Raw genomic sequence first — 15,647 nt, forward strand, 5'->3', positions numbered from 1 at the left:
AGGTAAGCTTTAAAGCGTAGCCCAACGGAGCAAAGCTCCGTTGGCGTTTAAAGCAAATGTTAGCGAACGAGGTCGAAGAAGTAGTCCGTTGTTGCGATACCTTTGGTATCTTCATCCAACTGATCCAGAACTTTGTTCGTGATCCAAGTAAGAAGGTTCAACGCTCCATCGTATCCGCTGATAGAGTAACGGTGTAGGTGATGACGGTCGAAAATCGGGAATCCGATGTAGATCAACGGAGTACCGGTGTCACGCATCAACTCTTTACCATAGCTGTTACCGATCATGAAATCAACCGGCTCAGTGAAAAGAAGTGAACGCATTGCCCACAAATCTTTTTCAGCCCATACATTCAAGCTATCTTTAGCAGGAGAGGTATCAAGCATTGCTCTCATCTCTTCAGCCCAGCCCTTAGGCGCATTGTGGCAAAGAACGTGAGTTGGCTCAGCACCCATCTCTAACAAGAATGATACGGCACCGATTAGGAAGTCAGGATCTCCCCAGATCGCGAATTTTTTACCGTGCATGTACGGATAGCTGTCTTGCATAGCATCGACAAGGCGACCGCGCTCAGTTTTAAGTTTTTGTGGAACTTCGGTTCCTGTCAATTCAGCCAATTTCATAACGAACTCGTCTGTCCCTTTGAGACCGATCGGGTTAGAGAATCCACCAGCATGTTTCCAACGTTTTTCGACCATTTTCATCGTTTTAGACGTTGCATATTTTTGAAGAGAGATCGTTGCACTTGAATTGATACAATCTTTTGCATCATCCAATTTTGTTCCGCCTTGGAACATTTCGTAACTACCAGCCGGCATGTCCCACTGATCCGAGTGGTCACCCAACATGATGTAGTCAGTTCCGAATGCTTCTACGATACTTTTTACAGAGCGGAGGCTTCCGATATACGTTTCAAAACCAGGGATGATATTGATACGTTGTTTCGTTTCACCTTTTTGACCTTCAGTAAGCTGAGACATGATACCGTGCATCATGTTATCATATCCAGTAATATGACTTCCTACGAATGATGGAGTGTGTGCATACGGGATTGGATATTCAGCCGGTAGGTATTCTCCACCGTCTTCTTCTTTTGCCGCAGTGATAAACGCCATCAAGTCATCCCCGATAACTTCCGCCATACAAGTAGTAGAAACCGCGATCATTTTAGGTTTATAAACTGCAGCACAGTTTTTAAGACCCTCTTTCATATTTACCAAACCACCGAATACCGCTGCATCTTCAGTCATAGAATCCGATACACATGGAGTCGGCTCTTTAAAGTGACGGGTAAAGTAACTTCTGAAATACGCGACACAACCGTGTGAACCGTGAACGTAAGGCATAGTACCTTCAAACCCGAGAGCAACCATAACCGCACCAAGGGGTTGACACGCTTTTGCTGGGTTAACGGTAATCGCTTCACGAGCAAGGTTTTTCTCACGGTAATCCCATGATTTGGTCCATTCCGCAATCTCTTCCACTTTCGCAGGGTTAACCGCAAGCATTGAGGATTCGAATTGTTTTTTGTTAGCCAAGACTTCTTGGTACTCAGGGCGTTTAAACAGGTCTTTCCCGTTTACAATTTTTTCTACTTCTTGCATCTTATTTTCCTTGGTATAGACAATATTCTGCCTCATACGAGGCAAGGAATTTTTTCAAAGCGCCAGAGGGCGCAAGGGCCTCACGAAAAAGCCAACTCAGTGTTTATAAAGCAGCTGAGCCGGACTTCGTTCGGTCAGCGTAGAATAGAAGGCTTCAGCCTTCTTTCTCCCATGGTGCTTTTGAATGTGCCCATACAGGAGAGTTGATCGCGAGATCCATATCCTGGGCGAAAATCGCAAATCCGTCATACCCATGGTACGGTCCGCTGTAATCCCATGAGTGCATCTGACGATACGGAAGACCCATTTTCTGGAATACATACTTCTCTTTGATCCCCGAAGCGACAAGATCCGGCTGAAGTTTTTTAACGAATGCTTCGAGCTCATACTCATTGACGTCATCGTAGATAACGGTTGAGCGGAAAATCTCTTCTTTGGTACGTTTGTAGTCATCATCGTGAGCGAACTCATAACCGGTTCCGATTACTTCCATACCCAAATCTTCATAGGCACCGATTACGTGACGAGGACGAAGACCGCCGACGAACAACATAACCGTTTTGCCCTCAAGACGAGGTTTGTATTTTGCGATAACCGCATCGATCATCGGCTGATATTTCGCGATCACTTCTTCACATTTAGCTTGTACACTTTCGTCAAAGAACGCCGCGATTTTGCGGAGAGATTTGATCGTTTGTGACGGTCCGAAGAAGTTGTACTCGATCCAAGGAATCCCGTACTCTTTTTCCATGTGACGGCTGATGTAGTTCATTGAACGGTAGCAGTGAAGCAAGTTCAATTTCACTTTAGGAGTCAATGCCATCTCTTTGATCGTCGCATCGCCTGACCATTGTGCAACAACACGAAGACCCATCTCTTCAAGAAGGATACGGCTTGACCATGCATCACCACCGATGTTATAGTCTCCGATGATTGCAACGTCATAATCGGTTACTTCAACATCATTGGTTGTTACGTTGACTTTTCCGTCAAAGATATAGTCACGAACGGTGTCATTGGCGATATGGTGACCGAGTGATTGAGAAACCCCACGAAAACCTTCACAGTTGACTGGAACGATTGTTTTATCGATCTCTTTTGCTTTTGTTTTTGCAACCGCACCGATATCATCCCCGATCAAACCGATCGGACACTCGGACTGAACCGTGATACCGTTATTCAATGGGAAAAGTGCTTCGATCTCATCGATACAAATTCCCAATTTTTTATCTCCACCGAAAACGATGTTGTTTTCCTGGAAATCCGAGCTAAAGTTCATGGTAACGAATGTATCAACACCGGTTACTCCGATATAATAGTTACGACGACCGGCACGGCTGTATTGACCGCATCCGATAGGACCGTGAGAGATATGGATCATATCTTTAACAGGACCCCATACAACCCCTTTTGACCCTGCATAAGCACAACCGCGTTGACTCATAACACCCGGAACGGTTTTTTTGTTAGAGCGGACATCACCGCAGGTTTTTTGATTTTCATCATTCGGAGATCCGACACCGAGGTGTTTTTCACGGTTTTTTGCCGCTTTTTCCGGATACGCTTTTAAGATCTCTTCAATGGCCGCTTTTTGTTTGGCTTCTAGTGATTCTGGTCCCATACTACACCCCTTCCTTACGCGACTTCGATGCGGAATTGTTCCATCGAATCTAGGTTATGACACAATTTCATTGTTTCATCATCAGCTGCATCGACACGTTTAGAGATAGCAGACATTTGGTAACGGTTCATGTAGATCATGTATTTTTGAGCTTTTTCAGGGTTCTCTTCTTTGAAGTAATGAACCATAGCTTTGAACAAAAATGTATCTTTGTTGGTGTAGCTGATCCACTCTTTATCTTTATCTTTTGTACCCATCAAAAGTTTGATCTCTTTAACGTCACTGACATCTACATCACCTAACTTTTCAATTACTTTTTCGTCTGGAATAATATTCCCCATTGAAGCTGGGAAGTGAAAACCTAATACAAACATCTAATCTCCTTTTTCTGTTGTTTTCTTTTCATTAGTAAGATGTTATACGCGATAGGAGCAAAGCCCCTATCACTACGCTAACGCTGAGTTTACTTCGGCAGTAGGCCCAAGCACCTATGGTGCTTATTAAAAGAATTCAGCATTAAACCAATGGCCATTGAAGATTCCTCAAAAGAGGAACCGTTTTGTTGCTTACGCTTCGTGCGCCGCTTTACCGACTTGTGACTCATCAACTTCGTCTTCGAGACCGAATGCAAGGAGCAAGTCTTCAAGCTCATCCATACTGATCGGAGTCGGGATAATTTTCATATCGTTATAAACGATTTTACGAGCAAGCTCTTTGTATTCGCGAGCTTGGTCAGAATATGGGCTGTACTCAACAACCGTCATACGGCGAAGTTCAGCATGTTGAACGATGTTGTTACGTGGTACGAAGTGGATCAATTGAGTTCCAAGACGTTGAGCAAGCTCTAGTGCCAAATCGTACTCTTTGTCTGTCATACGAGCGTTACATACTAGACCGGCAAGACGAACTCCACCAGTGTTTGCGTATTTCAAAATCCCTTTAGAGATGTTGTTTGCCGCGTACATCGCCATCATTTCACCTGACATTACGATGTAAATTTCTTGTGCTTTACCTTCACGAATTGGCATAGCGAATCCACCACAAACAACGTCACCAAGAACGTCATAAGAAACGAAATCTAAACCTTCTTCATCGTATGCACCCTCTTCTTCAAGAAAGTTAATTGCGGTGATAACACCACGACCTGCACACCCTACTCCCGGCTCTGGTCCGCCAGATTCTGTACAGTTGATCCAACCGCCCGGAGTTTCTTTATCAAAAAGACCTTTACCCCAAAGACGCGCTTGTTCCATCTCAACATCTTCAATCGTGCCGTATTCTGCTGCAAGAGAAAGAATAGTATCTTGAGCTTTCTCATGAAGAATCAAACGAGTTGAATCCGCTTTCGGATCACATCCAACAATCATAATGTTTTTATCGAAATAGTGTGACATTGCTGCCAATGTATTTTGAGATGTAGTAGATTTACCGATCCCACCTTTTCCGTAGAACGCGATTTGACGCAAGCTAGCTGATCCAGCCATGTTATCCCCTTATTTTTGAACTTCACTTAGGTTGATGCAATGGTTGTTCTATGGTTTTTGGGACATTTAGCAAAAGTAGCGCGACAAAAAGATGACAATGATACAAATTTGTAGGAATAGGTTTTGCAGGTGTAAAAAAGTGACTATTTTAGGGGAAGTAAACGTGTTCAATTCCTCTATTTTAAAAGCTGACTCTTTAAAGAAATGGGAAATGAATAACTGACCTTACCCACCTTGTCTAAACAAGTGCGAAAAGGTTAGTAATCTCCCGCATCCGAAAGATGCGGGTAACGTTTCAGGAAACATCCCTTCGGGAGCGCTTCGCTTGTTTTGGGGGTTGTAGGGACTTTAGTCCCTGCCATTTTACGGGCTATGAGCGAAAAATGCGTAACATCAGTTAAGAGTGTGAATAGAGACCTACGCGATTTCGTCCGTTGTTTTTCGATGCATACAGGGCATCATCGGCTTCAGAAAAGATCTCTTCATACGTCGTATGTTCAGGGCGCAGAGCACTGACCCCGATACTGACCGTTACCCAGATCACGGCATCGCCGAATTCGATCGGTTCAGATGCTATATCGCTGCAAATTTTATTGGCCAGTTCAAAAGCCTTTTCAGCACGGGTCTCGGAGAGAATGACGACTATCTCTTCTCCTCCGTATCGGCCGATAAAATCGGTTTCACGCAAACCGCTCAACAGACTCTTGCCGACTCTGCGCAGTACTTCATCTCCGCCAAGGTGTCCGTAGGTATCGTTGATTTTTTTGAAATAGTCCAGATCAATCACCATAATCGCCATATCTTTATGGTACCTGCGGGAGCGTTTAAACTCCAGTTCCATCATCTCTTCAAGATAACCGCGATTCCACAATCCGGTCAGCGCATCGGTTTTACTCAAAAACTCAATGGCTTGCGTCCGCTCTTTCACAAGCTGTTCCAATCGTTCGGTCTCTTTGCGAGAACTCTCAATCGCACTGTAATAGATGATCCGGGCAATAAACAAGGCAAAGAGAATCGCCATGGCCGATGTTAACAAGGCAGTCCGGAGGATACGGTGTTCATTTTTAACGTACGATCCCGCATCAAGCAGGAGAATCAGCTGCTCCTTTTTCTTGCTGCCATTCATGTTAATATCCGGCATCACGATCCGATAGGTCGGCCGTCCGTTCATCTCAAAAATTTCCGTTGAAGAGACGTAGGTACGATCCACCCTTTTTCCGATGATCGAACCCTCATTGCTCATGATGATCCGGTGTTGCTGATCGACCAGAGAGATCTGAATGATATTATTGGCCGTTTCAACATACTTTTTTAGAAAATTATGGAAATCGGTTTTGGAGGTGATCTCTACACTGTTATGGACCGAACCTTCAATCGATTTGAGAAGATTTAGGATATCCACCTGCCGCCGCATCAATAAAAAATCGGTTTGGGCTGGGGACAAAAGAATTTTATACTCTGAAATGTCCACGCAAAGATCGACAATCCCGATCAGCTGATCGTCCATCCTGATCGGGTAATAGATCGACATGACCGGGACAAAATCGCGTGTTTCAAAGAAAAACTTTCCCATGGGGATCGTACCCGTACGCGTCTCTTGGAAACTTTTCCCCTGATAGACGGTTCCGATCTCCTCTTTAAACATCGAGTTGCGAATCACCCCGTCGGGTTCAATATAACGAAATTCAAAAATTTCAAGCCCTAATGAGATATCACTCACCAGTTTTTGAACTTTCATCGTCGATTTGATATCGTGAAAACGGTTCATAGCAGCGATGATGGAACCGGCGGTATCTTGTGCATCATTGCGCATTTGTTCAAGAAGAAGGTTTTTTTGGATCAAATAGTTATAAAAAGAGAGTCCGCTAAGGGAGAATACAAGGGTAAAAAGTACAATCGTAATATTGTACCGTTTCCAAAACTCAATCATTCAATTCCTTTACTTGGGAACGGCTTTTTTATACTTTGAATAGGCACTTTCAAAATCGTTGTAAGAGCGGTTCCATCGTGAGGTATGACACACTTTGCACATCTTCTTGAGTCGCTCGGGATTATCTTCGCCGGCAAGAAGCCCCCCTCCCGTTTTTTTAAGAGAGGCTACTTTGATGTGATTGCTTCCGGGACCGTGACACCCTTCACATTGAACATTGGACAAACGGGGTGTCTTTTCAAGCAAAACAAATCCACTCGGCGTCCCGTATCCGGTTGAGTGACAGACCAGACAGCGGGGATTGTTTTTAAATTCACCGGAACTGATGTAGTCCATCGAATGGTCATGCTGATCGTGTTTGCGTCCGATAAAGAAATCGCGATGGCACAAACGACATTTATCGTTCCCCGTGTAACGGTATTCTCCCGACGCTATCGCCTCATTATAAAGCGCTTCGCCTATCGCACTTTTAAGAGGATTTGGGGTCAACGGACTGTTTAATTCATCCATTACCCGTGCGTTCTCACTGCACCATCCATCCGCCGTACAGAGACAGAGCACCGTAAAAACTGCCGTTAAATGCCTAAAATTCATAATTCCTCATATACTGTAACTAAAGAATCTTATAGCATAAATTTACTAAAAAAACATAGTCCATCAGGGAGGAGGCGGAGGGATAAAGCCCTCTTATGCAGGCTAGGCGTATCGGTAGAGTAATCCTATACGACCGGTTTCAAAACCGTCTTTTTGATAAAAAGCGATTGACCTCAGCGTCCACTTTTCATCCTCTCGATCATCTCCCCTAATTTATCGTGACGCAGCTGTATCAGACGATGAATCTCGTCGTAATCAAAATTTCCGAAATAGGCCATGTCAAACAGTCTGGTAAGGGCTGTACGACAGCAGCTCTTATCACACTCAGTCACCAGCTTTTTTGCTTTCTTGTACGGAAGCGACGTTTCTTGAAATAATTTGATCGCTTCGGCGACGCTCTTGCCGCCGCATTCGCAGATTTCACACGCTAAAACTTCATCTTTGGTAGGCATAAAAGCCTCCTTTACAGAGAATGCTCTGCTTTATAACGGTTTGCTTTTTCAACCGCATTGTACAGTTTTTCAGCCAACTCCGGCATTTTGACATGATTGCTCCACACCGTATCCTCGACGATATCATGAATCTCCGATGCAATCTCAACGGCAAGGCGTTTGAGCTTTGCCAACTCTTTTTTGTGTTCTACTTCGGTCATTTCAGACATAATCACTCCTTTTTGAATCTTTTATGCAATTTCTATTCATGGTATTAACTTTTAGTGGCGATTTTCTTAGACTTAATCTAAATTTTTAGCCTGTATTTTTGTTTACTGCTCGTAGGTTTTTCGGGTATAGTCAACTCAATCATCTTTAAATCTATTGCGGGTACGAGATATTCTTTTCGAAAATGTTCTCGATTATTTAACCCTAAAGCATTCATCATATCTGCCCGCGACATTTCACCGTTCATAATCTCTAAGAGTTTGTGGACTTGCGTGGTGACTTGCGTGGTGACTTGCGTGGTGACTTGCGCTTTATCCTCCACATGAGCGAAATTAAAAGTAACCCAAAGTCCTCCATCGTATCTAAATTGTGGTGTTGTCCCGTTGTAGCTTTGTGATTCAGTAATAATCTTTTCGATTCCCCGTCCCCATGATTCGATAAAACCTGCTTTAAAAAATACATTCGCAACATCCGGATTAAACGGATGAGAGGGATGTTTATCTTTTAGAGTATCCACCGTCCAACGTTCAGGCAGTTGCCCTGCATTCCAAAACATCAGTTTGTCATCATATACGCTGATTTGGATAGGAGCACCGCTAGCATAGTCTTTATGCACCACTGCATTATGCAAAACCTCTCGAAGTGCTGCGGGAGCATAATCGAACTTTTCAACCCTCTGCTGAGCCTCGTAGGTGATACGAGCTTTGAGATATTTGGTTTGTAAAAGATCGAGTGCTGTTTCGGCTTGCGTAAATAAATCACCCTCCACTACATCTTGATACATCAAATCAGCATCATTTTTGAAAAATCCTATTTTAATATACGCTCCCGTAAAAAATCTCTGTGGATCAGGATGAAAGAGGAGAATGCTTGCTCGCTTGAGATAGTCTCCTTCAACGAGATGCAATTTTTCCAAAAGTTGTTCATTGGTATCACCCATTGCTTCTTGACTTAATCGCTGGGCTTTTAGAGCTTTTTTACGAAATTTATCAAACAATTTCGGGTCAAAATCACTTAAGCTCACATGGGGAACGGGTACACCATCCCATGTTTTTCCCTGTTTTCGGAGTAAAAATCGATCCAGTGCAGCACCTTTTAGCTCTTGTTTGGTGCTGCCGCTACGGTAATGATACTCACCTTTGTAGCTGATAGGATAGGGATAAGACTCAACAACGATCTCTATGGTCTCTAAAGTATCACTCATGACGAGATTGACATCGACGATAATACCTAATATATCTCGAATTTTGTTAGGTATATCTTCGAGAAGCCGTCTGGCATTATCGATCCCGACGATCACACCATCATCGCTCTTACCGATAATGAGCGTGCCCCCCTCTGCATTCGCAAAACCACAAATCCATTTAAGATATTCGTCCCTCCACGATTCTTTCCATTCGAGAAGCTGGGATTCTTTCGTGTTCATTGTGTGTTCCATGATAAGCAATCATTGTTGCGTTCATAGCTCATTATCTTTTCCAATCACATAAGATTTGGCCGATTTTAGGGCTTTTCAGTGAGAATATTATAGCGCAACAGAAAATGAATAATAATTTTTTGACATCTAATGTAAAAAGTGGAAGGTTAAGAATGATAATGTGACAGAAGTAAGCAGTTTAATTTACGCAACCCGTATCTCAATGCTTCGGGCTTGCGATTTTCCAAGTGCGATCAGCCGTTCTCCTATCTGTACTTGAACACTGCTTTTAAACAAACCGTAGCGCTTAACGCACAGCGTCGCATTCGTACACAGTCCCATCGCGCATAGATGCTCTTTGAGAGTATCATCGAGATCGATTGACAAGACTCTGCATTTTTCGTTCACACAGCTTTCTAATAAATTCATCTTCTACCCCTATAATGAAAAGGAATAGATATTTTCAAACTTCACCTTTTTCCCTTTGCCGTATACCATGTGAAGAAACTTCCCTTTCTTTTGGAAGTGATACCGTTCAAACAGTTCCACCGCTTTTTGGTTATCCATCGGAACATCGGCAATCACTTTTTTCAGACCCCGAAAATACAAGACCCCCTGCATCATCTTCTCCGCTTCCTCCTCGAACCCTTCGCGGCATTGCCACGGTCCGAGATAGACCCCGCGCGCATTAATCACACTGGAGTGCTGAAAAGAGTTCGGCAAAGCGAATTTAAGCGAACTGTTCCGCTCCATCTCATCGAGCATAAATGCCATCCTGTCTTCTCCAAATGTTTCCAGATCGATACGGCGAATCGTGGCATCGAAATTACCGCCGTCAAGCTCTTTGGCCTGGGCATTCGTAAAACTGAAGGGGGGGACTTTCCCGACATTTAAAAACCTCCCCACCTCCATCACCGATTCAAAGCCGCTCTTTTCGAAAAAAGTGCGCAAATCGGGATTGGCATGGAGGTAGAGGGAGGGATGTTCATCTTTGAGAACACCGAAGAGGGTAGTGAAAAGCCTCCGTCCAATCCCCTGTTTCTGATGGGTCGGTTTGACCATAAAATACTTGATCATTGCCGAGAACTCAAACTCGATGGCCATAACGGCACCGACCAAAACCCCCTCTTCGTACGCACCGTAACACAAATGGGGGGCATGCATCATCATCAGTTTGACATGGTAGCCATCAAGCAGCCACCCTACCTCTTCGGCGATCTTGATCAATTCCGGTACATCACCGTATTTTAGCCAACCTATATACATGCGAGATCCTGATAAAGAGATTTGAGTTCATACGATTCCAGTACCCGCTTGCGTGAAGTGACGATATCGCGAATTTTGGGGAGCATTGCACTGAGGATAATATTGTCGGCACTGATCCCCATTTGACTCAAATGGTAGCGGATCGTCGCACTGCCGGAGTGTTTTCCGATAGGGAATGAACTTTTAAGCCCCACCTCCTGCGGTTCATACGGCTCATAGGCATGCGAATCCTTCATCATACCGCTGGCATGAATGCCGCTCTCGTGGGCAAATATACGTTCACCCACGATAGGGGCATTGGGGGAGAGGACCATATTGGCCGCCCCCGCCACCGTCTGCACCAAATTACGGATCATGCCCGGGTCAATGGGACGTGCCTCGCCATAGAGATGTTTCAGTGCCATGAGTATCTGCTCGAATGAGGCATTTCCGGCACGTTCGCCCAGTCCGATAACCGTCGTATTTAAACTGATCGCCCCCGCGTCTATTCCGCTAAGGGCATTGGCGTTGGCAAGTCCGAAATCATTGTGCGTGTGCATCTCTATCGGGAGGAGATTCAGGTCGCACAACGATTTGATTGCCTTATACGTTTCCGTCGGTGTCAGTATACCGACCGTATCGCAGTAACGAAAACGGTGTGCACCGCATTCGCGGGCAAGTTCCATCACGTCACGGATAAATTCGTAGCTGCCGCGTGAACTGTCTTCACCGCCGATACAGACAAATAACCCTTCACGCGTTGCGGAGGTTACAACGCGTTCGAGTTCGCTTAATACTCTGGATTTGCTTCCGCCGAATTTGACATCGATCAAAATATCTGAAACGGGGATAGAGAGATCGACCGCTTTAACACCACAGGAGAGAGAAGCATCCAAATCTTCCATTTTCATCCGGTTCCACGTCATCATCCGTGCTTTTAGACCTAATGCTAAAAGTTCTTTGATATCTTCACGCTCTTTGACACCCATCGCCGCAATACCGATTTCAAGCTCATCGGCTCCGCACGCATCAAGCAGCGTCGCAATTTTGATTTTCTCATCGGTATTGAACGCGACATAAGGAGCTTGTTCTCCATCACGTAATGTAGTGTCATTTATAAGAGCCATAACTTTTTCCTTTCCGTCATCCTCGGGCTTGACCCGGGGATCCATCTTCATAAATGCGTAGCTGGATTCCCGCCTTCGCGGGAATGACGATGTATTAATTCACTTCCGCATTTTCATCCATACCGAAGTATTTACGGGATGCTTTGAGGACCGAGATTTCGATCGGCTCATACGCATAACTTTGATCGGCGATAATACCGGCAGCTTTGAGATCATCCTGAGGACATCCGCCGATTTTCGCGGTGAGAATCAGCTGCACGTCTTTAAGTTTTTCCAAGATCGGAGCAAGCGGATTGGTGCCATCAGGCCCAGCACAGTACTCATAATCGACTTTACGGTGGTGGATGAATCGGATCCCTTTATCCCCCGCTTCGTAGATTAAAAACTCTTTAACGCTTCCGAAGTGCTGATTGATCATCCCCTCCCCTGCGGTCGTAACGGCGACAAGGATCGTCACACCCGTAGAGCTGAGCTCTTCTTTCTCTTTGCGGACACGCTCATTGGCCTGATCGAGGAAGAATCGGAACTCTTCGATCTTCGCCTGAGCCGCTTGGCGCGCTTCGAGATCGTATTTGATCTGGAGCTCGTCAAAACTAAGACCCGCAAACGTATCTTTGGTGAACTCCGCTCCGCGGTCTTCACCGATCAGTCCTACCGCATCGGCGCGGCATTGGCGGCAGTGCTGCATCAGTTTCATGTCCATGCCGCACGCTTCTTGGACCGCCATCTGCTCTTGATCGGTCGCGCTCGGTACTCCGTTTAGGGCAAACGCCGTTCCGAATTCTGGCTCGGAGAGGATCGGCATAATGTTGTGCAAGAAAACCCCGATCTCTTTGAGTTTTTTAGAGACTTCGGGGAGATGTTTGTCGTTGATCCCCGGGATCAATACCGAGTTGGCTTTGATCAAAATCCCCTTTTCAACACATTTTTTCATCCCCTCCAACTGACGTTCGAGGAGAATCTGTGCCGCCTCTTTTCCGTAAATACGTTTGTTGTTGTAGAAAATCCACGGATAGATTTGACTTCCGATCTCTCCGGTCTCATCGACACTGTTGATCGTGACGGTGATATGGTCGATGTTGTGTTCGACCATCTCATCGATATACGTCGCGAGTTCCAAACCGTTCGTCGAGAGGCACAGTTTAAGATCGGGGGCAAATTCGCGTACCATCCCAAATGTTTCAAACGTCTTGCCCGGATTGGCCAGCGCATCTCCGGGACCGGCGATCCCAAGGACACTCATCCGCTGTACTTCACCGCCGACGAGAAGCACTTTTTTTGCCGCCTCTTCGGGAGTCAGGCGCTCAGAGGTTACCCCGGGGCGACTTTCGTTCGAACAGTCGTATTTACGGTTACAATAATTGCATTGAATATTACACGCCGGAGCAACGGCTACGTGAATACGTGCATAGTGATGGTGTGCGCCCTCTGAATAGCATGGATGATTATGGATCTTTTCCTTGATGTCATCGGGCATAAAAGCTTCGTTTCCACTTGACGAACAGCTCATAGTAACTCCTTTAAATTAATTGCAATGATCCTGCCTCATCCAGCACCAACCATTTTCGAAACGGATGCAACTGCCGTTCTTGTCCTTTTTGGGGGGCGAATAAGACAAATACGACATTTTTGTATCCAAACCAACAATCCGGTCCGCGCCTGGGGTTCAAAACAACCGTAAAATAATCAAGAACAATATTTGCAGTTATTACCTAATATAAAGGAGTTGGACAATGATTGTAGCCATACCGATGGATGCACGCGAACGTGTTTACCACAAGAATCCATGCAGTGCGACATTCTTTGCGCTTTATGAAGTTAACGGAGATCGTCATCATGTTCACTACCGTTTTTTGGAGACGAAACTGAATCCCTGGGAAAAATGGGAAGGGGAGATGGTACGTGATCCCGACATGAAAGCGTGTCAATGCAGCAACGAAAAAAAAGAAGACCCGCAACACATCAGTGAGCACTATACGCTGCTCAAAGCATTGGGGAAGACCGACTACCTCCTCGCGGATCTGTATTGTCTCAATACCCTCTATACCATGCGCGATGTCGGGATCAAAATTTATAAACTCCCTCCGTTTATTAAAAACGGCGATGAAGCGATCCACCATTTTATCATCGGTTCGGGAATCGCCGATGATTTACGCCGTATCCATCTCACAGCACCCTCACCTACCGCAAGACTTCAAGAACGTTAAATGCAGTTATAGAGGATATCACGCCATTTAAGGAGTCTCTTTTGAAGATCAACTACCAAAATTCCACCCTCCACCTCGAAGATATGCCCCTCGACGTCGGCTATGCTTCTGAGAAGGTGACCCTCAAAAACCCCTCCGGCGAAACGTTTGCCCTCGGAGGACAAAACGGTTTCACCCAGCTTATCCTCTCGGTCCCTTTTATCGATGAGCCATTGATCGCACAGCTTCAGGAGTTGAATACCCTATTGAGTCTCAATGCCCTCACAGGAGTCAGTAAAACGCTCATCGTTGCCAATGACTCACATACCGATCCGCAGATAGAGGGGTGGCAGTTTGGTATCGATACGGACGAGGCGTTCGGAGATTATTACGGTGTCCGTCTCGCTAAAGGGGAACTCGGCGGTGAATTTGCCAAAGCCCTCTTCATCGTCTCCAAAGACGGAGCACTCTTTTACAACGACATTCCAAACGATCTGAACACTCTGTTTTCACTCGAAAAAGCCCTCTCCAAAATCGCTGCCGCCAATAACTGCTATACGGGCAAAGGGTGCCATTAAAGTACGGTTTACGCCTCTTCCGATAACGCAGTGGCCGGCTGAACAAAAACCTGTTCGAATATCTGCCGGGCTACACTCCATCGGTTGGCTTTCGAGTTAAGCATAACGATCAGACAATCATTCCCCTCTTTTTTTGCACGGGCAATGAAACACGGACCGGCTTTGGAGGTGTACCCCGTTTTGACCCCCACCGCATACTCATAGCGCCCCAAAAGGCGGTTATGCGTTTTGGCAACAAATTTTCGGTTCGTATTGAGCGAATAATAGAGATGCCGGTTTTGTCGGGTCATGTCGTTGAAAAGGGGATTTTGTATCGCGTATTCCGCCAAAGCGAGAAGATCGACCGGTGTTGAATGGTGATCTCCGATGTCGTAACCGCACGGGTTGGTAAAGCGGGTATTGTTCATCCCGATCTGTCTGGCTTTTTCATTCATCCTTTCGACAAAGGTATCTACACTCCCCCCTACCGCAACGGCAATCGCCATGGCCGCGTCATTATCGGATTGGATCATTGCCGCTTTGACAAGATCCTCCAGGAGAATCATTTCCCCCGCTTTGTATCCTGCTTTGGTCGGTTCGACGGAGATCATTTCCGGGGTGATTATAACCGAACGGTTCAAATCCCCTTGTTCTATGGCCAATATGGCGGTCATAATTTTCGTCAGACTCGCGGGTTTGACCTCCTTTAGCGCTTCTTTGGAGTAGATCATTTCCCCGGTTGTGAGTTCTTTGACCAACAGAGCTTCAACATCGAGTTTATCGAGCCCCTCTTTATCGATTTGGGCATAAAGCGAAAATGTGAGGAGAAAACATAAGAAGGTAAAATATCGATATATCATTCGTAACGGTTACTTTGCGGTTTATTGTTCATTATCGATTTTATTTTCAAAAATTATTTTTGAGTCCCCCATAATGTAATCGTATCATTCCCTAAAAAAGTGAACGTATCTCCAAATTTAAAAAATGCAATCCCCTTTTTTATCCACATGTGGGGAATCGGAACGTTTTTTTATTTTCTTACTGATCTTACGCACTTTTCGGGCAAAGCCCGTAAAGTGGCAGGGACAGCCCAGCCGGTACTGCGTACATCGGCCGGGTTCCAAAGCTAAAAAAGCCAAGCAGTTGGCTTTTTTAACGCTTTTCACCCATACAACCCCCTAAAGCTTCCCGTATCTTTCGGATACGGGAGATTACTAACCTTT

At 45.3% G+C, this 15,647-nt stretch carries 16 protein-coding genes; 2 read left to right on the plus strand and 14 right to left on the minus strand.

Features of this window, described 5'->3' with window-relative positions; genetic code table 11:
* Positions 1-59: 59 nt before the first annotated feature.
* The 13 genes from nifK to nifB all read right to left on the minus strand — a co-directional run bounded on the left by nifK (position 60) and on the right by nifB (position 13,191).
* A complete protein-coding gene (gene nifK, locus M0P91_RS02490; RefSeq protein WP_295064033.1) occupies positions 60-1,604 on the minus strand; it encodes a nitrogenase molybdenum-iron protein subunit beta in 1,545 nt (514 codons plus the stop codon).
* 154 nt (positions 1,605-1,758) lie between these two features.
* Positions 1,759-3,225, minus strand: coding sequence for a nitrogenase molybdenum-iron protein alpha chain (nifD, locus tag M0P91_RS02495; protein ID WP_295064036.1), 1,467 nt, complete (start codon positions 3,223-3,225; stop codon positions 1,759-1,761).
* 14 nt (positions 3,226-3,239) lie between these two features.
* Positions 3,240-3,599, minus strand: coding sequence for a hypothetical protein (locus M0P91_RS02500; RefSeq protein WP_295064039.1), 360 nt, complete (start codon positions 3,597-3,599; stop codon positions 3,240-3,242).
* A gap of 192 nt (positions 3,600-3,791) precedes the next feature.
* Complete coding sequence (gene nifH / locus M0P91_RS02505; protein ID WP_295064042.1) at positions 3,792-4,709, minus strand: nitrogenase iron protein; 918 nt, start codon at positions 4,707-4,709, stop codon at positions 3,792-3,794.
* 397 nt (positions 4,710-5,106) lie between these two features.
* On the minus strand, positions 5,107-6,639 hold the full coding sequence (locus M0P91_RS02510; RefSeq protein WP_295064045.1) for a GGDEF domain-containing protein: 1,533 nt from the start codon (positions 6,637-6,639) through the stop codon (positions 5,107-5,109).
* A gap of 9 nt (positions 6,640-6,648) precedes the next feature.
* Positions 6,649-7,233: a cytochrome c family protein gene (locus M0P91_RS02515; protein ID WP_295064048.1), complete on the minus strand. Its 585-nt coding sequence runs from the start codon at positions 7,231-7,233 to the stop codon at positions 6,649-6,651.
* A 173-nt stretch (positions 7,234-7,406) separates the two neighbouring features.
* On the minus strand, positions 7,407-7,685 hold the full coding sequence (locus tag M0P91_RS02520; RefSeq protein ID WP_295064051.1) for a hypothetical protein: 279 nt from the start codon (positions 7,683-7,685) through the stop codon (positions 7,407-7,409).
* A gap of 11 nt (positions 7,686-7,696) precedes the next feature.
* Complete coding sequence (locus M0P91_RS02525; RefSeq protein ID WP_295064054.1) at positions 7,697-7,894, minus strand: CCE_0567 family metalloprotein; 198 nt, start codon at positions 7,892-7,894, stop codon at positions 7,697-7,699.
* 77 nt (positions 7,895-7,971) lie between these two features.
* Positions 7,972-9,318: a Fic family protein gene (locus M0P91_RS02530; RefSeq protein WP_295064057.1), complete on the minus strand. Its 1,347-nt coding sequence runs from the start codon at positions 9,316-9,318 to the stop codon at positions 7,972-7,974.
* Positions 9,319-9,513: 195 nt separating this feature from the next.
* Positions 9,514-9,738 (minus strand): FeoA family protein, encoded by a 225-nt coding sequence (locus M0P91_RS02535; protein WP_295064060.1) that lies wholly within the window; start codon positions 9,736-9,738, stop codon positions 9,514-9,516.
* 9 nt (positions 9,739-9,747) lie between these two features.
* A complete protein-coding gene (locus M0P91_RS02540) occupies positions 9,748-10,575 on the minus strand; it encodes a GNAT family N-acetyltransferase (protein ID WP_295064063.1) in 828 nt (275 codons plus the stop codon).
* Positions 10,566-11,681, minus strand: coding sequence for a homocitrate synthase (gene nifV, locus M0P91_RS02545; RefSeq protein WP_295064066.1), 1,116 nt, complete (start codon positions 11,679-11,681; stop codon positions 10,566-10,568). The genes M0P91_RS02540 and nifV overlap by 10 nt, the downstream gene beginning before the upstream one ends.
* 94 nt (positions 11,682-11,775) lie before the next feature.
* Positions 11,776-13,191, minus strand: a complete 1,416-nt coding sequence (gene nifB / locus M0P91_RS02550) for a nitrogenase cofactor biosynthesis protein NifB (protein WP_295064069.1) — start codon at positions 13,189-13,191, stop codon at positions 11,776-11,778.
* 223 nt (positions 13,192-13,414) lie between these two features.
* Here nifB and M0P91_RS02555 point away from each other — a divergent pair, with 223 nt between their 5' ends.
* A complete protein-coding gene (locus M0P91_RS02555; RefSeq protein ID WP_295064072.1) occupies positions 13,415-13,888 on the plus strand; it encodes a hypothetical protein in 474 nt (157 codons plus the stop codon).
* 41 nt (positions 13,889-13,929) lie between these two features.
* Entirely contained in the window at positions 13,930-14,445 is a 516-nt protein-coding gene (locus M0P91_RS02560) for a hypothetical protein (protein ID WP_295064074.1), read from the plus strand.
* A gap of 8 nt (positions 14,446-14,453) precedes the next feature.
* Here the strand turns inward: M0P91_RS02560 and M0P91_RS02565 are convergent, their stop codons facing one another.
* A complete protein-coding gene (locus M0P91_RS02565) occupies positions 14,454-15,284 on the minus strand; it encodes a D-alanyl-D-alanine carboxypeptidase family protein (RefSeq protein ID WP_295064076.1) in 831 nt (276 codons plus the stop codon).
* Between the last annotated feature and the right edge of the window lie 363 nt (positions 15,285-15,647).

The sequence above is a fragment of the Sulfuricurvum sp. genome, assembly GCF_023229695.1.
Classification (GTDB): Bacteria; Campylobacterota; Campylobacteria; order Campylobacterales; family Sulfurimonadaceae; genus Sulfuricurvum.